Annotated in this window: 24 protein-coding genes and 1 pseudogene; 17 read left to right on the plus strand and 8 right to left on the minus strand. The window is 33.3% G+C overall.

Translation table 11 applies throughout. The features are described from left to right. Window positions 1-125: 125 nt before the first annotated feature. Together IGJ44_RS03895 and IGJ44_RS03900 are read right to left on the minus strand one after the other, a co-directional pair. The gene (locus IGJ44_RS03895; protein ID WP_001291323.1) at window positions 126-2,243 is read right to left on the minus strand and encodes a heavy metal translocating P-type ATPase; all 2,118 of its coding nucleotides are present in this window, start codon (window positions 2,241-2,243) and stop codon (window positions 126-128) included. Then, window positions 2,240-2,599 carry an ArsR/SmtB family transcription factor gene (locus tag IGJ44_RS03900; protein ID WP_074536946.1) on the minus strand — a complete coding sequence of 120 codons (360 nt, stop codon included), beginning with the start codon at window positions 2,597-2,599 and terminating at the stop codon, window positions 2,240-2,242. Before IGJ44_RS03900 ends, IGJ44_RS03895 begins: the two co-directional genes overlap by 4 nt. A gap of 468 nt (window positions 2,600-3,067) precedes the next feature. On the opposite strand from IGJ44_RS03900, the gene IGJ44_RS03905 reads away from it, so the two are divergent. From IGJ44_RS03905 to IGJ44_RS03935, 7 genes and pseudogenes are all read left to right on the plus strand, one after another. After that, window positions 3,068-3,394, plus strand: coding sequence for an ArsR/SmtB family transcription factor (locus IGJ44_RS03905; protein ID WP_074536842.1), 327 nt, complete (start codon window positions 3,068-3,070; stop codon window positions 3,392-3,394). Between the two features lie 2 nt (window positions 3,395-3,396). After that, the gene (gene arsB / locus IGJ44_RS03910) at window positions 3,397-4,476 is read left to right on the plus strand and encodes an ACR3 family arsenite efflux transporter (protein ID WP_218193595.1); all 1,080 of its coding nucleotides are present in this window, start codon (window positions 3,397-3,399) and stop codon (window positions 4,474-4,476) included. 17 nt (window positions 4,477-4,493) lie between these two features. Then, window positions 4,494-6,176: an FAD-dependent oxidoreductase gene (locus tag IGJ44_RS03915; protein WP_430606148.1), complete on the plus strand. Its 1,683-nt coding sequence runs from the start codon at window positions 4,494-4,496 to the stop codon at window positions 6,174-6,176. A 3-nt stretch (window positions 6,177-6,179) separates the two neighbouring features. After that, a complete protein-coding gene (locus tag IGJ44_RS03920; protein ID WP_175445301.1) occupies window positions 6,180-6,338 on the plus strand; it encodes a hypothetical protein in 159 nt (52 codons plus the stop codon). 103 nt (window positions 6,339-6,441) lie between these two features. Then, on the plus strand, window positions 6,442-7,374 hold the full coding sequence (locus tag IGJ44_RS03925) for an ABC transporter ATP-binding protein (protein ID WP_074536950.1): 933 nt from the start codon (window positions 6,442-6,444) through the stop codon (window positions 7,372-7,374). Continuing rightward, window positions 7,367-7,959 (plus strand): annotated as a pseudogene (locus IGJ44_RS03930) (ABC transporter permease); the annotation flags it as partial. The gene IGJ44_RS03925 and the pseudogene IGJ44_RS03930, both read left to right, overlap by 8 nt. 258 nt (window positions 7,960-8,217) lie before the next feature. Beyond that, window positions 8,218-8,898 (plus strand): IS6-like element IS1216 family transposase, encoded by a 681-nt coding sequence (locus IGJ44_RS03935; RefSeq protein ID WP_185938661.1) that lies wholly within the window; start codon window positions 8,218-8,220, stop codon window positions 8,896-8,898. Between the two features lie 118 nt (window positions 8,899-9,016). On the opposite strand, the gene IGJ44_RS03940 is transcribed toward IGJ44_RS03935, so the two are convergent. After that, window positions 9,017-9,178, minus strand: coding sequence for a hypothetical protein (locus IGJ44_RS03940; protein WP_427369336.1), 162 nt, complete (start codon window positions 9,176-9,178; stop codon window positions 9,017-9,019). A 61-nt stretch (window positions 9,179-9,239) separates the two neighbouring features. Between IGJ44_RS03940 and IGJ44_RS03945 the strand changes: the two genes are divergently transcribed. The 8 genes from IGJ44_RS03945 (at window position 9,240) to IGJ44_RS03980 (ending at window position 16,158) form a co-directional block, all read left to right on the plus strand. Beyond that, on the plus strand, window positions 9,240-9,581 hold the full coding sequence (locus IGJ44_RS03945) for a family 1 glycosylhydrolase (protein WP_074536937.1): 342 nt from the start codon (window positions 9,240-9,242) through the stop codon (window positions 9,579-9,581). Window positions 9,582-9,978: 397 nt separating this feature from the next. Continuing rightward, on the plus strand, window positions 9,979-11,319 hold the full coding sequence (locus IGJ44_RS03950) for a murein hydrolase activator EnvC family protein (protein WP_074536936.1): 1,341 nt from the start codon (window positions 9,979-9,981) through the stop codon (window positions 11,317-11,319). 384 nt (window positions 11,320-11,703) lie between these two features. After that, a complete protein-coding gene (locus tag IGJ44_RS03955; protein WP_430606150.1) occupies window positions 11,704-12,039 on the plus strand; it encodes a hypothetical protein in 336 nt (111 codons plus the stop codon). Between the two features lie 29 nt (window positions 12,040-12,068). Beyond that, complete coding sequence (locus IGJ44_RS03960; protein WP_074536934.1) at window positions 12,069-14,036, plus strand: heavy metal translocating P-type ATPase; 1,968 nt, start codon at window positions 12,069-12,071, stop codon at window positions 14,034-14,036. Window positions 14,037-14,059: 23 nt separating this feature from the next. Beyond that, entirely contained in the window at window positions 14,060-14,395 is a 336-nt protein-coding gene (locus IGJ44_RS03965) for an ArsR/SmtB family transcription factor (protein WP_051661423.1), read from the plus strand. A 206-nt stretch (window positions 14,396-14,601) separates the two neighbouring features. Then, window positions 14,602-14,826 carry a hypothetical protein gene (locus tag IGJ44_RS03970; protein WP_029486039.1) on the plus strand — a complete coding sequence of 75 codons (225 nt, stop codon included), beginning with the start codon at window positions 14,602-14,604 and terminating at the stop codon, window positions 14,824-14,826. Between the two features lie 23 nt (window positions 14,827-14,849). Then, on the plus strand, window positions 14,850-15,314 hold the full coding sequence (lspA, locus tag IGJ44_RS03975; protein ID WP_034706604.1) for a signal peptidase II: 465 nt from the start codon (window positions 14,850-14,852) through the stop codon (window positions 15,312-15,314). A 244-nt stretch (window positions 15,315-15,558) separates the two neighbouring features. Beyond that, entirely contained in the window at window positions 15,559-16,158 is a 600-nt protein-coding gene (locus tag IGJ44_RS03980) for a tyrosine-type recombinase/integrase (RefSeq protein WP_008382128.1), read from the plus strand. A 286-nt stretch (window positions 16,159-16,444) separates the two neighbouring features. On the opposite strand, the gene IGJ44_RS03985 is transcribed toward IGJ44_RS03980, so the two are convergent. After that, window positions 16,445-18,154 (minus strand): ATP-dependent nuclease, encoded by a 1,710-nt coding sequence (locus tag IGJ44_RS03985; RefSeq protein ID WP_142423638.1) that lies wholly within the window; start codon window positions 18,152-18,154, stop codon window positions 16,445-16,447. 203 nt (window positions 18,155-18,357) lie between these two features. Here IGJ44_RS03985 and IGJ44_RS03990 point away from each other — a divergent pair, with 203 nt between their 5' ends. After that, window positions 18,358-20,862 (plus strand): DEAD/DEAH box helicase, encoded by a 2,505-nt coding sequence (locus IGJ44_RS03990; protein WP_223597472.1) that lies wholly within the window; start codon window positions 18,358-18,360, stop codon window positions 20,860-20,862. 292 nt (window positions 20,863-21,154) lie between these two features. Here IGJ44_RS03990 and IGJ44_RS03995 read toward each other — a convergent pair whose 3' ends face one another. Next, the gene (locus tag IGJ44_RS03995) at window positions 21,155-21,769 is read right to left on the minus strand and encodes a recombinase family protein (RefSeq protein WP_074536930.1); all 615 of its coding nucleotides are present in this window, start codon (window positions 21,767-21,769) and stop codon (window positions 21,155-21,157) included. A gap of 363 nt (window positions 21,770-22,132) precedes the next feature. Between IGJ44_RS03995 and IGJ44_RS04000 the strand changes: the two genes are divergently transcribed. Further along, window positions 22,133-22,789 carry a hypothetical protein gene (locus IGJ44_RS04000; RefSeq protein WP_074536929.1) on the plus strand — a complete coding sequence of 219 codons (657 nt, stop codon included), beginning with the start codon at window positions 22,133-22,135 and terminating at the stop codon, window positions 22,787-22,789. Window positions 22,790-23,455: 666 nt separating this feature from the next. Here the strand turns inward: IGJ44_RS04000 and IGJ44_RS04005 are convergent. The 3 genes from IGJ44_RS04005 to IGJ44_RS04015 form a co-directional block, all read right to left on the minus strand. Next, a complete protein-coding gene (locus tag IGJ44_RS04005) occupies window positions 23,456-24,100 on the minus strand; it encodes a CPBP family glutamic-type intramembrane protease (protein ID WP_159161300.1) in 645 nt (214 codons plus the stop codon). Between the two features lie 16 nt (window positions 24,101-24,116). Continuing rightward, window positions 24,117-24,986 carry an Rgg/GadR/MutR family transcriptional regulator gene (locus IGJ44_RS04010; protein WP_074536945.1) on the minus strand — a complete coding sequence of 290 codons (870 nt, stop codon included), beginning with the start codon at window positions 24,984-24,986 and terminating at the stop codon, window positions 24,117-24,119. Between the two features lie 91 nt (window positions 24,987-25,077). Then, the gene (locus IGJ44_RS04015; protein ID WP_081343914.1) at window positions 25,078-25,950 is read right to left on the minus strand and encodes a CPBP family intramembrane glutamic endopeptidase; all 873 of its coding nucleotides are present in this window, start codon (window positions 25,948-25,950) and stop codon (window positions 25,078-25,080) included. Between the last annotated feature and the right edge of the window lie 359 nt (window positions 25,951-26,309).

Here is a 26,309-nt window from a genome sequence, read left to right on the forward strand (position 1 = left end):
TAGGGCCTTGTCATTTTAATATTTAAATGGCGCATAGTTTGCTTCATAACTAGCGTTCAAAAAAACTAAAAATGTATCATAAAAAGAAGGCACGCTTATAAACATGCCTTCTTTTATTTGTTGTGTTATTTAACTTTCATCAATCGTAATCCGTTTAATGTTACTAAAAGCGTTGCTCCCATATCTGCTACAATAGCAATCCATAGTGTTAGCCAACCTGGTATGACTAGTAGTAGAGCTAATAGTTTTATACCTAATGAGAAGGTGATATTTTGCTTAATTACTTTTAGAGTTTGGCGGCTAAGTCTAACAATGAATGGTAATTTTTGTAAATCGTCGCCCATTAGAGCAACATCAGCAGTTTCGAGAGCCGTATCTGTTCCTGCACCGCCCATTGCAATACCAACCGTCGATGCAGCTAATGCTGGTGCATCATTAATGCCGTCGCCCACCATTGCTACTTTATTATAAGTTGTCCGCAACGCTTTAATCGAATCTAATTTTTCTTGAGGCATTAGATCTCCTTTTATTTCAGTCACACCTAATTGCTTACCAATAGATTCAGCGGTTTTAGTATTATCACCAGTAAGCATAATAGTGTGTTCAATTGACAACTTGTGGAGTTCAGAAATAACGGCAGCACTTGAATCTCTTACTTCATCCGCGACAGCAATTACTCCTAAAATTTGTTCGTCAGTACCGAAATACATGGCGGTTTTCCCTTGTTCTTGAAATTGTCTGTATTGTACTTTGACCGCTGTTTCTTCGATTACTGATGCAGAAAACAGTTTAGGGCTTCCAATATAGTAACGTATGTTTTGATGTATACCTGTAAGTCCTTTACCTGTGATAGATTGGAAATCCTCGATTTGTATTGACTTGTAATCCACATTAGTTTTATCCGCTTCGTTTAATATAGCAGAAGCTAATGGGTGTTGAGAAAGAGATTCCAACGATGAAATAATCGATAGATAATTTATATCAGTTTCAGAACTGGTTGCAATGAAATCCGTTACGACAGGCTTTCCTTTTGTTAAGGTTCCAGTCTTATCGAAAGCAATTGCTCTCAAATGACCAATTTCTTCCAGATAGACTCCGCCTTTTACTAAAACACCATTTTTTGCTGCATTACCAATAGCCGAAACAATTGAAACAGGTGTTGAGATCACTAATGAACAAGGACATCCGACAACTAAAATGGATAACCCTTGGTAAAGCCATTTATTCCAGTCACCACCAAAGAATAGCGGAGGAACAACCACTATCAAAAGGGCCATAATAATTATGAATGGCGTATAGTATTTTGCAAATTTATCTACAAAGGCTTGTGCAGGAGCTCGTTCTCCTTGCGCTTCTTCAACTAAGTGAATGATTTTGGCAATCGTTGTATCCGTTACTTTTTTTGTTACTTTGACTTCAAGAACACCTTCTTCATTTAGTGTTCCTGCAAACACTTCATCATCTAACTGTTTTTCAACAGGAACCGATTCTCCTGTTATTGCTGCTTGATTTACTGAAGAATGACCGTTGATAACAAGCCCATCCATGGCTATTTTTTGTCCGGGTTTAATGATCATAATATCGTCGATATCGATTTTATCGACACTGACTAATTGCTCTACATTGTTTCTCCTGATAAGAGCTTCTTTGGGAGCTATATCCATAAGAGAACGAATCGACTGTCTTGCTTTATCCATTGAAAATCGTTCCAAAGCTTCGCTAATAGCAAATAGTATTACTACAATAGAACCTTCGGCCCATTCTCCAATAAATGCGGCCCCAATAATTGCAATAGTCATTAAAGATTCCATGGAGAAGTCCAATTTGATCAAATCAGAGAACCCTTCTTTAAATAAATCAAATCCACCAATTATTATTGCCAATATATAAAGAGCTTTCGTTAATAAATGATCTTCGCCCAATGATAGTTGGGAAATCACAGCAACAAGTATAAAACCAAGAGAGATGATTAAAGCGATATTCCGTTTAATAAAAGACTCTTTTGATCTAACTTGTTCATCATTTTCTTGATCATCACGAATGATAAGATTTTCGAAGGCTCCCGCTTCTTCGAGTTCTTCAATTGTTGTTTGGCCTTCTACTGAAATCTTACTTGCACCAAAGTTTACTGTTGCACTCGTAACTCCTGGCAACTGTTTTACATTTTTTTCAAATTTACCTGCACAATTTGTACAGCTTAATCCTTCTATTCGATAGGTTTTTTCGGTCATTTTCTCACTCATGCTAGCACCTCTTCTTTAAAATTTACGCCAAGCTCCATAAGATTTAAGATTTTGATATTTTTAATAAAATAGTAGACTAACTTACCATCCTTGTGACTATCAACTATTCCCAATTTTTTTAAGGAGTTCAGATGGTGTGAAGTTGTTGCGACCGAAGCATCAATGATATTAGCAATATCACAAACACATAGCTCATCTTCATGAACTAAAGCATGTACAATTTTAAGTCGATTTTCATCTGACAATATTTTAAAGAAACCACTTACTGACGGAGTATCAAAGTTTGCTAGTTTAGATTTAGCACGATTAACTTTGTCTTCATGAATACAAGTTATTTCACAAATTTCATTATTCATACGATCATCCCTTTACATTCAAATGTTTGTTTGAATGTATTGTATCAGAACATCCATCTATATTCAAGTGAATGTTTGAATGTTCATAAAATGACGATTTTCTGGACACTCTTTTTAGATACCATAATTAATAAGTATTACTTTGCTTTCGTGTTCATTAACTCGTAACTAAATCATTGTTCAATTAAAATTTAGATTTATGAGTATTAGGACAAATATTGGATGGGGTCAGAAACTTAAGAGTTTATGATCACTCTTTGGTTGCTATATACTATAAAAGTGTTCAAGATTAGATATTCTTGGACACTTTTTCTATGCTAGATTTTCCCATAGATAACCTTTAGTGATACTACTAACTATGCTATTACTTTCAATTCATTTAGAAATTATGAATAAATAACTTGACCTTATATAGATGATTATCTATATTGTATATAGATAATCATCTATATAAGGAGGGTCGAAAGAATGAATTATGAATCTCTTTCATTAGTATTAAAATCTCTAGCGGATCCAAATCGCATGAAAATAGTAGATGTGCTTTCTTGCGGCAGTTTATGTGCATGTGATTTACTTGAATATTTTGATTTTACACAACCTACACTCTCTCATCATATGAAAGTACTTGAAAAAGCGGGTGTTGTTTGTGTAAGTAAAAAAGGACAATGGCACCATTATTCGTTGAGGGAAGAATTTGTTGTAGAATTTATGGAATCTATTCAACAATTACTTGTAAATAATGAAGGCAACTGTGTATGTAAAGTAAAAGAAGGATCTAAAATAGGGGGAAAGTAAAAATGAAACCAAAAGGTAAATCTGAAGGGTTGGGTTTTTTTGAAAAGTATTTAACTCTGTGGGTAATATTGTGCATGATTGTCGGCGTGTTGATTGGACAATTTGCGCCAGCTATCCCTGATACATTAAGTCAATTTGAGTATTTTCAGGTCTCAATTCCAACGGCTATTTTGATATGGTTGATGATTTATCCTATGATGTTAAAAATTGATTTTACCAGTATTGTTCGTGCTGCTAAAAAACCTAAGGGATTAGTTATCACGTGCGTTACTAATTGGCTTATTAAACCGTTTACGATGTATGGCATTTCAGCACTCTTTTTTTATGTGATTTTCCAACAATTGATTCCAATAGAACTAGCAAAAGAATACGTCGCTGGTGCAGTTATTCTAGGAGCAGCACCATGTACAGCGATGGTTTTTGTGTGGAGCTACCTAACAAAAGGTGACTCTGCCTATACTTTGGTTCAAGTCGCAATCAACGATTTAATTATCCTAGTATTATTTGCACCTATTGTTGCTTTCTTGTTAGGTGTTGATAATGTAAGTGTCCCCTTAGCTACTTTATTACTGTCTACTGTTCTTTTTGTAGTTGTTCCATTGTTTTTAGGCTTCATTACTCGAGTGTTGATCATAAAAAAAAGAGGTTTAACCTATTTTGAAAATGTCTTCTTGAAGAAATTTGATTCAGTGACGATTATTGGTTTATTACTAACTCTGATCATTATCTTCTCCTTCCAAGGTGAAAGAATTATTGCTAATCCATTGCATATTTTATTGATTGCAATTCCTTTAACGATTCAAACGATTTTAATATTTACAATTGCTTATAGTTGGGCAAGATTTTGGAAGTTGCCACATAATATTGCTTCTCCTGCTGGAATGATAGGAGCAAGTAACTTTTTTGAGTTGGCAGTAGCGGTATCAATATCACTTTTTGGATTACAGTCGGGAGCAACTTTAGCAACAGTCGTAGGCGTACTTGTGGAAGTGCCAGTTATGTTACTTTTAGTTAAGGTTTCTAATAAAACAAAAGACTGGTTCATAAATCCGGAATCTTTGAGTGAAATCAAGAACGTATAAAGGATAGGTGTGGAGAAATGAAAATCATCATTATTGGATCTGTCGCTGCTGGAACAAGTGTCGCTGCAAAAGCAAGAAGAAATACGGAAGATGCAGAGATTGTTTTGTATGATAAAGATATGGATGTGTCTTACGCAGTTTGTGGGATTCCATATGCAGTGGGGGGAGAAGTGGAAAACTTTGATGAACTGACGCCTCGTAATTCTGAATGGTTTAAAAAAAGGTACAACGTAGATATTCACACCTCTCATGAAATAACTCAGGTTGACTATAAAAAAAAATTGGTTCACGGAATCAATCTAATTACAAAAAAATCATTTACGAATAATTTTGATGTTTTAGTGTTTGCCACAGGATCGGTTTATAATACCCCAGAAATATTTGTTAATAGACATTTTGAGAATGTTTTTCAGGTGAAGAACATTTCGAGTGGGAAAAGTATCAAGAAGTTTGTAGATGAGAACGAGCCCAAAAAAGCAGTTGTCATTGGTGCTGGATATATTGGTTTAGAAATGGCCGAGCAGTTTCAGAGATTAGGTCTTGAGGTCTCGTTACTTCAACGAAGTAAATATCCTATGTCACATTTAGACTGGGACATGTCTTCAAGAATCATTAATGAAATGAAGAGGAAAAACATTGCCTTTTTCCCTGAAGAAACCGTCAGAAAAATTAACGGTGATGGTAGTCTGAAGTCTATTGAAACGGCTAAAGGAACTATCTTTTCGGCAGATATTTTTGTATTAGCTACCGGAGTAAAGCCTAACACCGCATTGGCAAAATCCATGGGAATTAAATTAGGAATTACCGGAGCTATAGAAGTAAACGATAAGTTAGAGACCAATCTTCCAAATGTTTATGCCGTGGGTGATGTAGCAGAAAGTTTTGATCGTATAACTAGGCTACCTATTTATCGACCTTTAGCTTCAACAGCTAATAAAATGGGAAGGATAGCAGGAGATATTATTACCGGTGGCGATCTACGACATAAGGGAATCTTAGGAACTGGTATTTTACGATTCTTTGATTTAACAATCGCTCAAACTGGTCTTACAGAAAAAGATGCTTTAGCAAATGATATAGCCATAACTACTTTGTATAATATTAAACCTAATAAACCGGACTATATGAAGGGTAAAGAAATGGTGATCAAAGCGATCGCAAATAAAGAAAATGGGAAGATACTTGGGGCACAAATCATTGGTTATGATGGGGTAGATAAGCGTATCGATGTGTTTGCTACTGCTATTTCATTTGGCGCAACTGCTGAAGATTTGTTTCACTTGGATTTAGCATATGCCCCACCTTTTTCTACAACAAAAGATCCCATTCATTATACTGGGATGGCTTTGAACAACGATATAAATAATGATACCCCGTTAATGACCCCTATAGAGCTATTGAGAAGAATTGATAGCGGCGAAAAATTACAAATTATTGATACCAGATCAAGAAAACAGTTTGAAACTTCGAAAATTGAGGGAGCAATTCACATACCTTTAGCTGAGTTAAGAGATCGATATGAGGAATTGGGTAAAGAATGCGTGACAGTAACTTATTGTAATAAAGGCGTTACTGGAAATGCAGCCCAAAATATTCTACTGAAAAAAGGTTTCAGACGAGTCTACAATTTATCTGGAGGAAACAAAAATTATCAGGAAATTCTTAGAAATACAAGATTAAATGAGCAAGAGGAGCAATAACTGATGACAGAAGAAAAGCGAACCGCCGCACGTATTCTTGGTGTTATATTTGCTTTTGCGGTTGCTAAATTTTTAAATCTTCCTATTCGATTAGGTGCACTTTTGAATATCCTTATTCTGATTTTTGGTTTGTATATAGTCGCTAAAAAAAGAGCGAAGTAATTTCAAAAATTCATAAAGTCATGTGACCTTCTTGGTTGCATGATTTTATTTAAGTCAATAGAAGATAGTATGTAACTTACAGCGGGAAAGCGAGGATTCATTAATGTCATATGCACTAGAAATTAAGAATTTAAAAAAGACTTACGCTACAGGTGTAGAGGCTTTGAAAGGAATTGATCTAACAGTAGATGAAGGAGATTTTTACGCACTTCTGGGACCAAATGGGGCAGGAAAATCCACGACCATCGGAATTATTACTTCATTAGTAAATAAAACTTCGGGGGAGGTCAAAATATTCGGCTATGACATTGATACAGATTTAGTACGAGCAAAACAAAAAATTGGGCTTGTCCCTCAGGAATTCAATTTCAACCCCTTCGAGACAGTCCAACAAATCGTTGTCAATCAAGCAGGTTACTATGGCGTTTCACGAAAAGAAGCACTGAGTAGAGCTGAAAAATATTTAAAGCAATCAAACTTATGGGAAAAAAGAAATGTGCGAGCACGTATGTTATCTGGAGGAATGAAAAGAAGATTAATGATAGCACGAGCATTAATGCATGAACCTAATTTACTTATCTTAGATGAACCAACTGCAGGAGTAGATATAGAGTTGCGACGTGATATGTGGAACTTCTTAAGAGATTTGAATCAGCAAGGAACAACTATCATTCTTACAACACATTATTTAGAAGAAGCAGAGCTTCTTTGTCGAAATATCGGTATTATTCAATCGGGTGCGTTAATCGAGAACACTAGTATGAAAAATATCCTTTCAAAGCTACAGTACGAAACCTTTATTTTTGACTTAGAATCTTGTGAGAATAACCCAGAAATTGTCGGGTATGATTATTATTATGAAGATGATACAACATTAGTAGTCGTAGTGCAGCGCCATCAAGGTGTAAACGATATTTTTAAACAATTAAATGATCAAGAAGTGAAAGTTTTGTCACTAAGGAATAAGTCAAATCGGTTAGAAGAATTATTTTTGAAAATCACAGAAGAAAAAACACTGGAGGAGAATCATGTTTAATATTTATTATACAGCATTGAAAAGCTTAGCAATAAAAGAGACAAATAGGTATCTTCGAATTTGGGTACAAACACTGGTACCACCCGTTATTACAACTTCTTTGTACTTTATTATTTTTGGGAAAATGATTGGTGGCCGTATTGGTGATATGGGCGGCTTTTCATATATGGAATTTATTGTACCAGGTTTAATAATGATGTCAGCAATTACAAGTTCATATGCAAATGTATCATCTTCCTTCTTCTCACAAAAATTCCAGAAAAATATTGAGGAACTATTAGTTGCTCCTGTACCTACACATATTATCATCTGGGGATTTGTAGTGGGAGGACTTGGCAGGAGTATCCTGGTCGGGTCTTTAGTTACGTTGATATCATTGTTCTTTGTTCCGCTACATGTTCATTCTTGGCTTATTGTAATCGTCACATTACTAATGACGGCAATATTATTCTCACTTGCGGGTCTAATCAATGGGGTTTTTGCTCAATCTTATGATGATGTCTCGATTGTTCCAACTTTTGTCTTACAGCCTCTTACATACTTGGGGGGTGTTTTTATGCGATATCAATGCTTCCTCCTTTTTGGCAAGCTGTTTCTAAAATCAATCCCATAGTATATATGATCTCCGGATTTAGATATGGGTTTTTAGGAACCACTGATGTTCCAATTGTGATTTCATTATCACTTCTTATTGGATTCATCATTATCCTTTATGGAATTTGTTATTACCTGGTGAATAAGGGAATTGGATTGAGAAGTTAATTTTGTAGGTTCTGTTGCAAAGTTTTAAATCTACTATCAGATAAGGTAGAATAATAGAAAAAGATAGCAGGAGGAATGACGATGAGTCATTTTAAAGGAAAGCAATTTCAGCAGGATGTGATTATTGTAACCGTGGGCTACTATCTTCGTTATAACCTTAGCTATCGTGAAGTTCAAGAAATCTTATATGATCGTGGCATTAACGTTTCTCATACGACGATTTATCGTTGGGTGCAAGAATATGGCAAACTACTCTATCAAATTTGGAAAAAGAAAAATAAAAAATCCTTTTATTCATGGAAAATGGATGAAACGTACATCAAAATTAAAGGAAAATGGCATTATTTGTATCGAGCCATCGATGCAGATGGTTTAACCTTAGATATTTGGTTACGTAAAAAACGGGACACACAAGCAGCCTATGCTTTTCTTAAGCGGTTAGTGAAGCAGTTTGATGAACCGAAGGTTGTAGTCACAGATAAAGCCCCCTCTATTACAAGTGCCTTTAAGAAACTAAAAGAATACGGCTTTTATCAAGGGACAGAACATCGTACCATTAAATACCTGAATAATTTGATTGAACAAGACCATCGTCCAGTAAAGAGACGCAATAAATTCTATCGAAGTTTACGCACTGCCTCTACCACGATTAAAGGCATGGAAGCCATTCGAGGATTATATAAGAAAACCCGAAAAGAAGGCACTCTCTTCGGGTTTTCGGTCTGTACTGAAATCAAGGTATTATTGGGAATCCCAGCTTAAATCATAGATACCGTAAGGGATTTTATTCTTTATTTAAAACTTTGCAACAGAACCAAATGACTCATCGTCATTCCTCCTGCTATCTTTTTCTATTATTCTACCTTATCTGATAGTAGATTTAAAACTTTGCAACAGAACCAATCGTCGTATGAGAAACGTTAATGCCACGATCATATAAGATTTCTTGAACTTCACGATAGCTAAGGTTATAACGAAGATAGTAGCCCACGGCTAAAATAATCACATCCTGCTGAAATTGCTTTCCTTTAAAATGATTCATCGTCATTCCTCCTGCTATCTTTTTCTATTATTCTACCTTATTTGATAGTAGATTTAAAACTTTGCAACAGAACCATATTCATTTAATGATTGTAGAAAATGGATTGGGGGCAGTAGATAAATTTACAGAAGATGGTTCAATTAATGATGATTACAGAATTAACTACTTAAAATCTCATTTAATAGAAATGAAGCAAGCGATATATGAGGGTGTGGAAGTCTGGGGCTATATGGTTTGGAGTCCTATAGATATTGTCAGTTCAAGCACAGGGGAGATGAAAAAGAGATATGGGTTGATTTATGTCAATAGAAATGACAACCAGAAAGGAAACTTTGAAAGATACAAGAAAAAATCCTTTTGTTGGTATAAAGATGTTATTGGTTCCAATGGGAATAACTTGTAGGAAGCCACTGGTTACTCATGAACTGTAAATGTAGAAAATTTTTAGATTTACAAGTCTCTGATATTTCAATTTAAGAAAAGCTTATTATTAAGATGAGAATTACAAAGGGAATTAATTGGCTAAAATCCTTTAATCCTCACACTTACGTAAAATTGAGATAGGATAAGAAAAAGCTTAACAGGGAGTGGTATATCTTTTTTAATGCTACAAGGTGTAATCAGATATTGTTGAGTATCCATCGGATTACTATCAAAATCGGTTACTTGTATTTCAAAAATATGACAAAATATTTCTATTTGTTTCTATTTGTTTTAAATTCTATTATTTCGAATATTATTTGTTCTATTTGCTATGCTTTATATAAATAATATTTATTAAAAGTATAGGAGAACTGTTTGTGAAAAAAAATATTTTTATTTCCAGTATTTTAATGTTGTTTTCTATGTCAGTGGTTTCTGCATATGCGGAGGATCTAGACAATGAGATCGGTAAACAGGAACAGAAAATTGATGTTATAAAGAAAGAAACAAAGACCATAGAGGAGCAAAAGTTAGATACCGATAATTCAATTAAGAAAATTGATGCCGAGATTAAAGAAATACTCGAAAATAAATCAGTTACAGAAAAAAAAGCAAATGAAATTTCTAAAGAAATAACGGAGCTCACTATAAAGATTAACAAAAGAAAAGATTTACTAAGAAATCAAGCTAGAGATATTCAAACTTCTGATTCATCAAATAGTTTAATGGAGACATTACTCAGTTCAGAATCTATTAGTGATGCAATAAATAAAGCAGTTGCCTCTATTACGATTATGAACGCGAGTAATAGTATAGTGGAACAACAGCAGATGGATATAGAAAAAAGTGTTGTACTTGAAAAAGAATTAGAAAAAAAACTAGCTGACATCGAAGATCAATCTTCTGAATTAGATAAGAAACAGAGAAACTTAGTAGATATCAAATTGGGACAAGAATTAGAAATAGCTGAATTATCCTTATCCCTAAATACTGAAGAAGAAAAGAAACAGAAACTCATTGAGGAAAGAGATGAGGCAGAAAAGAAAAAGAAATTAGCTTTAGAGGCTTTGGAAAAGCAACGAAAAATTGAAGAAGAAGCTAAAAGAATGGCTGATTTGGAAGTATCTAAGAAACAAGAGACAAGTAATAATAATTCAGCAGAGAATGCGGAATTGGTTGATGAAAAACCAATAAAAGAAAATCCAAGCGAGACAAGTAAATCTGAAGAAAATGTTGTATCGGATGAAGAAAAAAGCAACGTAGATTTGTCTTCCAAAGAAAAAGATGTTCCATCAACCGAGGAGTCTAGTTCGTCAAATAATGGTTGGACTAGGCCTCTGGATTCTATTAATATTTCAAGCCGATTTGGGTTTCGCTCAGATCCTACAGGATATTCTGGAAATCAGCATGACGGTTTAGATTTTACCGGATCTACTGGAACTCCGATTTATTCAATTAATTCCGGAGAAGTTGTTGCGGCAGGTTATGGACCGTCTACTGGAAATCATGTGATTATAAAACACTCTAACGGTATGTATAGTTATTATATGCATATGAGTACACCACCGGCGGTATCAGTAGGCCAGTCAGTCTCTTCAAGAGAATACTTAGGAGGGATGGGAACGACGGGTAATTCTACTGGAGTTCACCTTCACTTGGGCATGTCTACAGGATTGTGGTCCGGTTTTGTGGACCCAGCGACTTATATAGGCTTATAGAATTGCAAATTTTTTTGTTTTAGAAAAATCTAGTGTTTAAGGCAGTATGCTTTATTACGCTAGATTTTTCATTTGATTTATACACCTTTTTTTAAACTATTCGAAGTAATAGAATTAACTTTTAATACGTTAAAGAAAAGTATAAAGAATATAAATTAGATAATTATTTCAATATTTTTCAAAATAGTTTAATCTCATTTATAGAATGTGGTTTAGATATCGACGTAAATTTAGGTAAAAATTGGTACTATATGTTCAAAAGTAATCGGTCGAAGCTAATTACACAGAAGAAAAACCGTATTTTTTAAAAAAACATATGAATGATTTGACATATGTGTGATTGGTCATTTATAATATTATTAAATTAACTAAAGGATGAGTAAGATGTCAAAAGAAAGAAAAAAAGAAATACGGAGAAAATTGATTAAGCTTTTAAATGAAAATCCTAACTGGTTAGATAGTGATCATACAGAACTAAAAAAAGAAATTCAGTTGTTGGGACGGTTTCTAGGATATAGCTCCAAAAACAAAAAAATTGGAGACTTAACTTTAGAAAAATATTTAAAATTACTTAGCTTAGGTTTCAATAACCAAGAAATAAAAGGAATCTATCAGTTATCTGAGGGTAGCTTTAAGGAGTGGTTGAAAGAGCATGATTTTTATCGGCGAAATGTGGATGAGATTTTAAATGAAAACAAAGAATTCAAAAACTATGATTAATCATAAACAATATTTAGGAGGTAATATAAATGGACAAAGATGAAATCAACAACAAAAATCATTCTCTTAAAAACGAGACTAGTAACCATGGGGGTACTGAGCATAAACATAATGAAGAACACGATCACAGCCATGGGAATATCCCAGTGTATTTTTACTTCATTGGGTTAATCGCATTTTTAATTGCTCTATTTTTAGGAGAAGATCTACTTATACTTTCTAACATGTTATTTAGTATTACGGTGGTTTCTGCAGGGTACCATGTAATCATAGAGGGCTTTGGAGATACAATAAAAGATAGTTTGAAAACAAAAAAATTTATGCCTAATATTCATTTTTTAATGGTATTAGCAGCAGCTGCTGCAATGATTATTGGCAGTTTCGAGGAAGCTGGTCTATTAATTTTGATTTTTGCAGGAGCACATTTCTTAGAAGATTACGCAGAGGGTAAGAGTAAGAGAGAAATTACGAATCTGCTAAAGCTAAATCCCACGGAAGCCAGAAGACTATCAATTGACAACTCTGTTGAAGTCGTGTCAGTTGATCAATTAGTGGTCGGAGATAAAGTGCAAGTTTTAAATGGAGGACAAGTGCCTACAGATGGAAAAATAATCTCTGGAACAACATCAATCGATGAGTCGTCTATAAACGGTGAAAGTATTCCAAAAGAAAAAACAGTAGGTGACGATGTATTCGGAAGTACAATTAATGGTACCGGTTCGTTTGTTATGGAAGTTTCAAAAGATAGTAGTGATACTGTATTTGCAAAAATATTAAAACTAGTTGATCAATCGCAGAAAAATTTGAGTAAAACAGCAACAACCATAAAGAGGTTAGAGCCCAAGTATGTGACCTTAGTATTGATGATTTTCCCATTTATATTGGTCTTGGGTCCAACAGTTTTTGGATGGAGCTGGAATGTAACTTTATATCGAAGTATTGTATTTTTAATTTCATCTTCACCTTGCGCATTAGCAGCTAGTGCGGTACCAGCTACTTTATCAGCGATTTCTAATTTAGCTAAGAGAGGTGTACTGTTTAAAGGGGGATCATTTTTATCTAATTTAGGGGAACTTAAAGCTATTTCTTTTGACAAAACAGGGACTTTGACGAAAGGAAAACCCGTTGTTACAAATCAATATTTCATTGATGGGGTCGACGAAGAAGAGGTAATCGACGTTATTGTATCAATGGAAAAAGAATCAAATCATCCTTTAGCGACTGCTATAGTTAGTAATTTTCCACATACGGAGACAAAAACACTATCAGTAGAAAATGAGGTTGGCAGAGGATTAGTATCAACATTCAATGATAATGAGTATAGAATTTCTAAACCTTCGGAATTTAACAGTTATGATAAAAACATAAAAGAAAAAGTTAATGAGTATTCAAAAGACGGAAAGACTGTTGTTTTAATAGCAATTAATAAGGAAGTTATAGGTTTAATTGCATTAATGGATGTCCCTAACTCGAATGCAAAAGATGCAATAGAATACTTCAATGATCAAGGTGTTCACACTACTTTAATTACAGGAGATGCTAAACTTACGGGTGAATCGATTGGCAATGAGCTAAAGATTGGTCAAGTAATTGCTAATGTTTTACCGGAAGATAAGGCGAAAATTGTTAAACAGCAACAGGATTCATATGGACTAACTGCAATGGTAGGTGACGGAGTCAATGATGCGCCAGCTTTAGTTAATGCGGATGTAGGAATTGCTATGGGCGATGGAACGGATGTTGCTATCGATGTAGCGGATGTGGTTCTAATGAAGAATGACATATCGAATTTAGTTTATGCTCATAAAGTATCTAGACGATTAAATAAAATTGTCTGGCAGAATATTATCTTTTCAATGTTTATTGTGTTGCTATTAATATCATTAAACTTTTTAGGTAAAATGACTATAGGAATAGGAGTTTTAGCTCACGAAGGAAGTACTGTGTTGGTTATTTTTAACGGATTGAGATTATTAATTCCTCAAAAAGAAATGTGAAAATTATAGGACGGAGATTCTAAATGAAAAATAAGGATTTAGAAAGATCAGTTGAGGGAGCCCAGAAAATCGTAAAAGTACTCAATGATCGAACCAGACTAAAAATACTGTTTTTTTTGTCGAAACAAGAAAGAAATGTCTCTGAATTACAGTCATTGGTCCAAAGATCACACACAGCAACATCGCATCATCTTTCTAAGTTGAAAAGTAATAGGATGGTTTCAGCAGAGCGTAAAGGAAAGTATATGTACTACTCCTTGAATGATGAACATATAAAAACTATTTTAAAAGTTCTGTTTGAACACACTATGGAAGAGGGTGAATTTTGTGGGACACCATCACAAAAAAGATTATTATAGAGATGACCACCATAAAAGTAACACTTACAAAAAAGAACATCATGGTAATCATGGTTCCTATAGAAGTAACAGAGGCTGCTTAGGCTGTTTAACTCAAATATTCCTAGTTTTAATTATAGTATCATTTATCTTTATCAGTGTTAATTTGTGATTATTAGCTGATGTGTTAAGTAATTGAGGTAAATATTTTGATACGGAGGAACTCAATGAATAGAGAAGAAATTTTACAAACAATCAAAGATCTAATAGCTAATGGCAATATTGAAGAAGCAAATGCTCTTTTGAATGAACAAGCTACATTCTTAGCAGATTATTATGATCAGGCAGCTGGATTATTTGAAAATTTAGATACTGTGCAAATACCTTTTTTTAATAACAAGGAAACTATATTGTTGTTATGGGAAAAACTTTCAAATTTATTCAATAAATAAATATTTAGATGATGAGGGCTTTCATGTTATTTGTAAGTGTAATATCAATATTCGTTCTTCTAAGTGTAGATCAGATTGCTAAATTATTGACAGTTAATATTTTTGCATTATATGAAGAAAGAGTCATTATTCCCGATATTTTTTCACTGACCTATATACAAAATAGTGGGGCAGCTTGGGGGATTTTGAGTAATAATACAAACTTATTGATTGTTATATCGGTGCCCATAATCGCTATGTTGGGTTGGCTAATGTTAAAAAGTAAAAAAAAGATTCTGACGAGTGGCCTGAATTTTATTATTGCAGGTGCATTGGGAAACTTAGTAGATCGAATAAGGATTGGCTATGTAGTTGACATGCTACGTCTTGATTTTCTAAATTTCCCTGTATTTAATATTGCAGATGTAATGTTGACGTTTGGTGTGCTTTTGGTGATCACTGATTATCTATCAGATAAAATATCAAATGTAGAGAATAAAAATCATTGATTTTAATGGTCTTATGCAAGACATTCTGAGAAAAGTGCTATTAAAAAGTATCTGCTTAAATATATTCCATAAATTTTACTGATGTGACACAATCGGATTCTGTCACATTCGTTAAAATCGCTCTATCCTTAGAGGCTCTAAGAGGAAATCACTTTTCTTTTAGAGCCTTTTTTCTATAGCTTGTTTAAATGTGACTTATTATCTGTTATAATCATATTAAGTAACATTTGAGAGGTGGCTAAAAATGAAGAGCGTGGAACCGATTCGCGACAAAAAAAAGATCGATGCCATGAAGGCAATTTTGGCTTCCGGAAAATATGGGCAACGAAATTTGGTGCTTTTTTCGATCGGGATCAATACAGCGTATCGAATCTCCGATTTAAGGCAGTTGAAATTAAGTGACGTGTTAGAAATTTCACGTGGAAGGGTGATCGTCAAAGAACGTCTGGCTATGAAGGAACAAAAAACAGCTAAACACAATTCGGTCTTCATTTCGAACAAATTGCGAAAAGTGATTCTCGATTATGTTCAATCCGAATTTCCTGAGCAGCTGCAAGTACAGGACTTCAGCAATTATTTGTTTCCAAGTCGAAAAGGAGCAGATACGCCTTTGACCCGACAAAGCCTTTGGCGGATCATTCATGAAGCAGGAACGGCGGTTGGGTTAAAAGAAATTGGTCCCCATTCGATGCGCAAGACCTTCGGCTACTTTTTGTACAAGCAAGGGACCAAAACAGAGATCATTCAGTCGCTGCTCAACCATTCTTCACAACGGGAGACTTTACGCTATATTGGGATCACCCAGGAAGACAAAGATACCGCAGTAAAGAGTTTGGATCTATGACAGAATAATACCCTATATAATAGAAGGAAAAATTTGGAAAAATAAAATAAGTGAACAATTTAGGAAGAAAATCTCTGTTAAATATTAGCTATTCTCCGACTACGAAGCTGAAAAAATGACTCGTAATTTAAAAAATTTTAAAAAAGAACAAACCTTAAAATCATATAATTTTAAGGTTTGTTCTTTTTTATTTTTTGACGATAAATAGTTTTGTTTATATCTAATATTAATTTGATTGTTAATAGTCCTATATTGAAAAGGTTCTAATAAAGTCGAATTTTAAAATTTAGTCGAATATATATTGTGAGAAGATATTATCATATTCATCTGGATTACTTATATTTAAAACATTCGAATTTATTACATCACTTTCCAACTCTTCAATTCCTAGTTCAAATATCTTATTGTAAGTTTGTAATATATCTTGTTTTATATTATAAAGTGCATTATCTTCTTCGGTTGAATCTAGAATTTTATATATATGGCTAGTTTTTTTATCAGGTGGTATTACACTATTATAAAAAACTTTTTCAAAAGTAAAGTTTTGAACCCACAGTTTAGAATTTTCGGTTTTGTTAGATAGGATTGTGTTGCATATTGTCTTTGCTGATTTTAGCGTAACAGATTGATGTTCAGGATTGCAATCAGTATCATGAAGTACATAGTAAGGAGTACCAAATTGATTAAGGATTTTCATTATTGTTCCAACTGTAGATTTCCCATTAGCATTCACTATATGAAATGGTGTGTTAAATTTTTTCTGGATATATTTTAATACTAATTTTTCAGTAAAGCCTTCTACTATTATATTTTTATCGGAGAAAAAGAATTCGTTTACATAAGAGTCGACATAGTTTAATATTTTCATATTTTGTAAATCATCGGCGGTGAATTGATTATTCTCTGATGTAAAAAGAGTTATTGCATCGGAATTGTTCCTATCAATTTTAAAAATGTCTATCACCGTATGATCGTTCTCCAAATTTATTAACACTGGAGAGTGGGTTGTTATTATAATAGGCATTTTATTTCCAATATCATATAGAGAATTGCTTAGTTGTCTAGTTGCTTCCGGATGTAAGAATGCTTCTGGTTCATCAATAAGTAGCATTCTATTGCCTAAATTTCCAATTTTTTGTTTAATAATATCTTGAATAGTATATATTAAACTCATTCTTTGAACCCCAGTACCTTGCTCTGATAAAAGCATATTTTTCTTTGAAGAAGAATCAATAGTTATTTTTGTATCAGTATTTTTCAGAAGATCTTTTAAAGATAGTCCACTGGGTTCAATTCCTTCTATTTTTATTTTAAAATCCTGATTTTTAAATAAATCATTTAGTATTTGAGAAACATTTTCTTCAACTTTGGAGAGAAGTTGATCGGTGTCAGATTTTAAACCTTGTATAGCATCTTTTATTTGCCTGTTTATTACATCTAATGATCCATCTCCTTTATCACTACTTGCGGAAACTGCATCTGAGTATATAGTATTTATCAACTTGTTTATTTCTTCAGTTGTCATGTTAGGTCTAATATAGTAAGGTTCCTCATCATTTATAATTTTTACTATAGTTTTCATTAAAGATGTCTGAATTGAAGAACCATTAAAACTAGCACTAAAAGTAGCCGCCTTGTCTACAGAATAACGCTTTGAGATATTAATCATTTGGTTTCCTTCGACATTTTCAGCAATCAGACCTTCATTTGTGAGTAAGGTCCATAGTACAGCATCATTTTCTTTATTAAATAGCATTTCAGATTTTAGTACGATGCTATTCGATTTATTATTAAAACAATCACTAGGAATACAAAGTGGTTTTGTATTCGGTTTGAAAAATTCGTTTATTGCTTCTAAGAATGTAGATTTACCCATATTGTTTTTTCCTGTAAGTATAGTGAAGTTTCCTTCTTTCCTTGTTTGCTTAATCAATTCAACACTAAATTCATCCTCAAAAACCTTATAGTTTTGGACCTTGAAATTCTTAAGTCTCATGTATTAACTCCTTCTTAAAATACATATTTTGATAGTTTAATTATATCAATTTATAAATGTTCATCCACTATTTTTTTTGTTTTTTTTTAAATACATGAATTTATATTATTTTTATAGTATAGATGGTAAAATATTATATATATGTAATACTATTTAAATTAAAGAGTTTTATTGATAGAAAATAAAAAGGAGGAGTAACTATAATGGTCGATTTTAAAAAAATGAAATCTAGTAAAAAAGCTCCAACAGTTATCAACCCTGTAGAACTATTTAGAAGAATGCCAAAACCTAAAGGTGTCAACGACTTGTATTCAAGTCAGTCTGAGGTACTGTCAAATTGGTTTGATCGTCGAACCAATAAAGATACAGTCATTAAGCTTCATACCGGAGGGGGAAAAACCATGGTAGGGCTCCTAATTGCGCAATCTACAATTAACGAGATAGGTGGCCCATTTTTATATCTTACTCCTACAAATCAATTGGTAAAACAAACATTAGAGAAAGCTTCTGAAATGGGAATTTCGGCGGTTCCTTACCGAAGCGGTAAGAGTTTGGATGAAGAATTTATCAATAGTAATGCTATAATGGTTGCTAATTATCATTCTTTTTTTAATGGTCATAGCAAATTTGGAATACATGGAAAACCTAATATTCAACAAGTATCCGGAATTATTTTAGATGATGCGCATGCATCGTTTCCTATACTTAGAGAATGCTTTACACTGAATATTTCATCAACCTCAAATAGAGAGCTTTATCTTGATATATGTTCTTTATTTAGAAAAGCATTTATTGATATAGATAAACTAGGTACTTTTGAAGATATTGTGAATGGTAATGAGAACTTAGTTTTAGAAGTTCCATATTGGTCTTGGAGAGAAAATTCTGATTTAGTAAGAACTAAATTGCTAGCATTAGAGACTAGTCTAGGGATATCATGGCCATTAATGAGGGACAATTTTCACCTCTGTCATGCTTTTATTAATAAGAATGAGTTTTCTATATCTACCGTACAACCTTTGATAAATATGTTCCCAACATTTATTGAGGCTAGTCGTAGAATATATATGTCCGCTACTATTGCAGATGATAGTGACATAGTTAGAACTTTTGACGTATCTCAAGAAGCAATTGAAAACTCTCTATCATCAAGAGCAGTCGCTGGAATTAGTGAAAGAATGATCTTAATTCCAGATTTGATGAATTTTGAATTTAATAATCTTGAAGATTCATCAACGCTTTTGAAATGGGTTTCTGAAAATAATTGTGGTTCAATTGTTTTAGCTCCTTCAGATAAAAAGGCTGAAAAATGGGATGATTATGCGCAGATTGTCAAAGGATCTGTAGAGGTAGAAAAAGTTGTTAGCTCCTTGCAACAAAGAACGAGTTCAGGACCTTTTGTATTTTCAAATCGTTATGATGGTATTGATTTGCCAGGTGATTCATGTCGCTTATTGGTAATGGATGGACTACCTATGGGGACGTCTAGTTATGAATTATATCGTGCGACTGCGCTGATGGGTGGAGAAGCTATGTCACGAATGATGGCTCAAAGGATTGAGCAGGGGCTTGGAAGAGGCGCTAGAGGTTCTTCAGACTATTGTGCTATAATTCTTGTTGGTTCCGATTTGACAAGCTGGATTGGTAAAAATAGTAATTTTTCATTTTTTACACATGCGACAAAAGCTCAAATAGAGATGGGTATTTCAATTAGTGAAGAGGTTAAAAATTTACATGATTTATCTAAAGTTATAGCGCAGAGTTTAACTCGCGATGGTGATTGGTTGGATTATTACTCAGAAGAATTAGCTGACTATCTTGATAGAAATCAATCTAAAGAAGCAGACATCTCTTTTGCGTTAACGGAAAGAAAAGCTATAAATCTTTGGCAAGATGGATACCTTGATCTGGCTGCAAATAAAATAGTAAAATTTTTAGAGGGAAAAACTAATTTAAACAACAAAGAAAAAGGCTGGCTAGAGCAGTTAATTGCAAGAATTTACTATTATAATGAAAATGAGGAAATGTCTAGTGAATATCAAAAACAAGCATATGGAAACAACAGGAATCTATTGCGACCTCAAATTAAACCAATTTATAAACCAATGGAGATCCCTAGTAATCAAGCAATTGCTATAGTTGAAAATATAGGAGATTATAGAAATAGGCGGTCCTTGTTGAAAAAACTCGATCAAATATCAGGGTTTTTGACACCTAATTCATCATCAAATCAGTTTGAGCAGGCTTTGAATGATCTAGGTAATATTCTTGGATTCAAAAGCGAGCGATTTGATGAAGAAGGAGTAGGGCCTGATGTTCTTTGGTTACTTGATAACAGCAAAGGAATTATCTTTGAGGCTAAAAGTAGAAAAAAAGGAACTAGTATTTTTAGGAAAGAAGAACATGGACAACTACTAATAGCTGAAAGATGGTTTAATGAAAATTATCCAGAACTAAAATCAATAAATGTTAGTGTTCATCCAAAAAATAAAGCAACTGAAGCAGCACAGGCAAGTAATACTTATGCTTTAACATACGATTCTCTCAGTAAATTAGTTCTGGAATTAAGGGCTATGTTAGGAAAACTAGTTAATACGAGCCTTAATTATGAAGGATTAATACAAGAGTGTGAAAAGTTATTGTCCGATTCTAATTTAAACAGTAATAATATTGAATTTGAGTATCTCAAGAAATTCACATCAAAATAATAGATAGATTAGACAAATTAAATTTTTGGTAATTGCTGTAGAATGTACTATAAAAGTTGGTTTTGATATATTTAATTTCAAAACCAACTTTTATGAATTTAGTTTACATAAGATAGATTATGCGAAGTTACCGATAATGAATAGCTTTAAATCAGGATAATTGATGCATTGATTATATTTATGTCAACTAAATTCCCATTATCATAAATATAATCAACTTAGTTAGATGAATTTAACATGATTGTCTATCTTGATAACATAACTATTGATAATTACGTGTAAAAAAAAGAAATCATACAATTAGTTGATCCAATTCTTTTTTTATCCGGTAAATTGTTTGCCTAGTCACATTATAGTCTTTTGCAATCTTTGAGATAGCAACTCCATTTTCAAGATCCTGAACGATGCTTTTATAAACAAGGCGCCGCTGAGGATCTTTTGTGTCTGCACTGTATAACTTAGGACGACCTTTATAGACGCCGTTTGCTTTCGCGATTTTAATTCCTTGTGCCTGGCGTCGTTTCGATTCAGTACGCTCTTGTTCAGCAATCATGGCCAAGATCTGAATGATTAGGTCTTTGATAAATTTATCTAGGAGTGGATTTCCGATTGCTTCAGCCATTATTGGTAAACTTGTGATAATGAGCCGCACATTTTTCTTTTTTAGATAATTAACTGAATCGATAATCTCGTCATAATTACGTCCAAGTCGGTCGATGGCTTCTACAATAAAAATATCCTGTTCCCTAACAAAATCTAATGCTTCTTGAAAAATCGGTCTTTGAGTAATAGTCGCTCCGGATTGTTTTTCGATGAAAATTTTTTCTGCACCGAATTTTTTCATTTCTTCGATTTGACGTTGTTCATTTTGATCGATCGATGATACTCGGATATATGAAATTTTCAAAAGTTTTACCTACTTTCTACAAGTATTTAAAATACACCCTAATCATACATTGAAAAACCATATTTTTCAATGTTATATTCATGTCTATTTAGGGTACGCTTTAAATATACAATTTGATTGAGAATGATAAAAGCCAAATACCTTATAAAAAGCATGGCCCTCCTTTTCGGTGGGATTAAGTATTTTTGATGTTCCACGAAATCGGTGAGAATTATAAAAGTTTTAAATAGTTATTTAAAAAAAATGACCATTGCAATTAAATGATGATAGGTTGTATAATTGATAATATAAGAATTTCGTTGATTGATGTCCCAGATTTTATGTTTGAACTTAATTGGTCTTAATTTCAAAGGAGAGTAAAAGATGAACAATTTTTCGAACGCTTTACGTGAAAAGAACTTTAAATATTTAGTTACATTATTCTGCAGTATGATGATGCTTACTATCGTATTCCCTCCCGTCCAAGTGAGTGCAACAGAAGCATCCAATGTTCAAAATGAAGAAATAACAAATGACCAAATTAACAAGTTAGACAAATATGTTTTGTTTAGCGAAGATGGTTTTTATAGCATATCCGAAACAGCATCTACCGAACTTTCTTCTAATGAATATGCATTACTAGTTGAAAAAATCAATGATGCAAACAGTATGGTTGAAAGCTTACAGGTTGATTCAAAAACTGAAAAATTGTATATTGATGTTAATGAAAAAACTGTAACGATCGAAAAGACTGGCAATAACGTCTATCTTAGAGCATATAAACAAGGAAAAACAGCAATTAAAGGTTACTGGTGGGGCACGAGAATCTGGATTTCAAAAAGCGCAGCAAATAATATTTCTACTGGAATTTCAATTGGAGGAGTTTTCATTAAATCAAATCTAATTGGTTTAGCAGTTGCTTTAGGAGGTGTCGCTTTATCAAATGTGCCTGGAGGTTTTGTATTTAACGTATCTACCATATTCGTACCTGGCATGACATTTAGTGGGACATCAATACCGTGGGGATTTGAATGGCAATAAAAAAGAAGGTGAGCTATCATGAAAATTTCTAAATTTAAAATTTATCATATAATTTTAGTCGTTGTTTTTATTTTAGCTTTAGTATTTCTAAAATATGATCAAAGTTTGTATCGAAATATTTTTTATATAATCTTAATTATTTCTTTAATTGTAAAAATTATATATGATTATGTAAAAAAAAGTAAAACAACAAAAAAATTTAACTGATTAAAAAATAGCAATGACAAAAGAGCGAATCTATAAAAGATCCGCTTTTTTTGTTTACTACCATGTCCGGTTGTATTTTACTTACGAATATGGTCTATTTGAGCGATAAAGAAGGTAATCGAATTGAGGATTAAAAAGGAGTAAACGATTGAGATTACTTACTTTAAACGGAGAAGCGGTTGTACAAAAATTGGTGAATCACGCAATCAGGTCTTTAAAGACTAAGCAACAAACGGAATATTTTTCTAATCTTATAATTGAAAGGAAAAATACTTTAAGTAAGAATAGTTGAGTTATTCATATTTTGTGAACTGTTCAGGCAATAATAAAAGGGTCAGAAACTTAAACGTTTTTGACCCTTTCTGTTTAAAAATCGAGAAGAAAGCTGTATTAGCATAAATTTAAAACTGTAAACCTAGTTAGAATTTTTTAACTTATAAGTTCTATTAAAATTGAAGTTTATAGAAAAGAAATAGCACCCAACGTGATTAAATCAAACACAATATGGATGAGCCACGGAACATAGAGAGAATTCGATCGAACACCTGCTGCATTGAAAAGAATTCGAGCACATCCTTGCAATAAGAGGACATGGACGAGTGTTAATAGGAAACTTCCATTCCAGTAAGTCAGCATATGAAATATGGCGAATACAAGGGAACTGAGTAAAGTGGCAATGATCATTCGTTGCGGGATTTTTTGTAAGAAATTCAGAGAAATGATCAAAACGTAAAAACTGAATAATTCTTCTCCTAAAAGCATAAAAGGCAGTTGCAGCCATGGAATATTTCCACTAAGGTCATTGGCTTTTAAATCGAGTTTTAAAATAAGAACCAATAAAAAACTAGTGACAAAACTTAGGACAAAGGCAGCAAGGAGGAAAAGAAAGAAGTTGCGGAAAGGATTTTCTGGTTTAGAAAACAAATGAGCCGTTCCCTTCAGACTATAGGTAAGTAAGAATGCGATCAAGCTGCCTAGTAACAAAGAATAAGGTTCTAGAAAGGGAAGAAATCCGAAAGATAAGTTTAAAAAACCAAAGAAAATAAGGACCAAACCGAGAATCACTCGAAGAGGGGATATCGGGTTGTCATAAAGTTTATTCATACATAGCGCCTACTTTCTAATAAATCGCTTGAATTTGGGTGAAAAAATCGAAACATTGGGCACGTAAATAAGTAAAACCCAGCAAATCGAAAAGTTGTAATGTCTGTTCTATTGCAGCTTTACTAGCCTTTTTTTCTTCCGTACAAAAGAGAATGACTTGTTCAAAAAACGAGTGATAGAGTTTAAATACAGAGCTGCGTAGTCCGAGCGTTAGGGGATGCAACTGGACCACCGCTTTTCTTGCATAAGTAAAATTTCCTTGAGCGATAAAGTTACCGCAACTATTGATAAGAAGCTTTGCATAGATAGTTTCTCCTGGAGGATAGAGACGATACATACCAATTTTTTTCAACGCATTATCGAAGAAAAGGATTTGTTGTTCAGGTTTGAAAAAGCCCATTGTATTCGAATACAACTGTATTTCTTGCAATGTCCACGTTTGAATGGTCTCAAGATAATCTACAACAATTTCAATATCACTGATTTCAGCTTGGCTGTTATCTACCGTTCCAGTTTCTTTGAAATGGACCATAACCTTATACCTCATGTTGACCATTGCTTTAAACACACGATCGCTACTTTTCTGAGAACTAGCAACTTCCTCATATAACTGCTTGAGTAGTTGCAAATCATTGCCATTGGAAGCAAGTTCGAATTTTTCCCAGTTGGTTTTCGTTTGTTTGTTATCGTAATTGAAAATAAAGAAAAACTCTTCTAAATCAACCATCAAACGATCCAATACCTTCAATAAGAGCTTAAAAGATAAATCATGATTTCCTTTTTCAAATTCGATAGCATAGGATTTTGTGACAATATCATAATAAATTTCTTTTTGTGAAAAACCTTTCTCCAATCGAATTTTCCTAATCAGTTCTCCGTAACTCAATCGTCTCTCTCCTTTTTTTATTCGTTGAACAATCAAAAATGAAAAAGGTCATTATTGATAGAATAGTTTTTTCATATGTCTTATCGCCAGTTTATCCCCTAGCAGCATCGTCATTTTTTTTCTTTACAAAATAGAATAGGACAATCAACATCAAAATGGCACAAATCGTTAGACCCAATCCACCTTCAAAGCCAAAACCACCGCCATTGATTAGCGTTTTGTTAGTCAAAGGAGCAGTTTGAAAGATGGAGGAGTAGATGCTGTACCCACTAACAGGTACTCCGAAAAAAGGTCCCAACATAAAGTTCCAGATGGCATGGAAAGCACCAACGAGCAACAGATTATCGGAAAGATAAAAGATGAACGACAAAATAAGTGAAGCTAAAAATAAGTTGAAGATCGCCAACGCAGTTACTGAATCATTCACCCCATGAAGAGCGGTAAAAATAAGAGAATTGATAATCACACCCATCCAAACATTCGTTTTTGCGCTTACTGTGTTCATTATAAACCCACGACAAACGACTTCTTCCATTGTCCCTTGAAATAAAAAGCCAAAAAAAGAGGCAATGACATAGAGCCAACTAATTGATTTTAAATTGAAAGAAACTTCAATTGAACCGGATAGTAAATTAACAAGAAATACGAACAATAGAAAAACAAAGCCGGTCAATAAACCTATTTCAACATTCTTTAGCGGTTGTTTCGTAGTGAAACCAAAGGAAGCTGCTGAACGACTCTCAAATATGCGTGAAAATAACAAAACTGCTAATATCACAAAGATGTTTACAAATAAAGCAATAATTTCTTGTGCGCCAATATTTGAAACAAATTGTTTGGGCACCTCAGTAACAACTGTTTGGACTCCAACCATAAGAATAACCCCTATTATGATAGCCAGTGTTATACTTCTTTTTCTTTCCTTCTTGGTTAGTACCATAGAATCAGTGAGTGCTAATTTCATTTTAATCTCTCCCTTTATAAAAAATTTGAAACGTCAAACCTTCCATTAGTATAGCATTTAAAAAAAACACATAGCTAGTATAGCGTTTCTTAACAAGCAAATTTTACAGAGGATACGTGAGTAAAATCTATTTGGTCCTGATAATAGGACCAAATAGTTGTGAGAAAATTATTGGCTGTATGATACTCACATAAATAAATAAATAAAAATAGGAGCGAGAATATGAATAAAAAGATGTTTATTGCGACCTCAGTGGTATTGATCAATACATTAAACAGTGTCAGCGGCTTAGCTGACTAAAAACCTTCTGTGTCAGAAGTAGAGGTCCAAACACCAAAAGCAATTGAACAAAAAGTACC

Origin of the sequence: Enterococcus sp. DIV1368d (assembly GCF_050542975.1) — a bacterium.
Taxonomy (GTDB): domain Bacteria; phylum Bacillota; class Bacilli; order Lactobacillales; family Enterococcaceae; genus Enterococcus_D; species Enterococcus_D casseliflavus.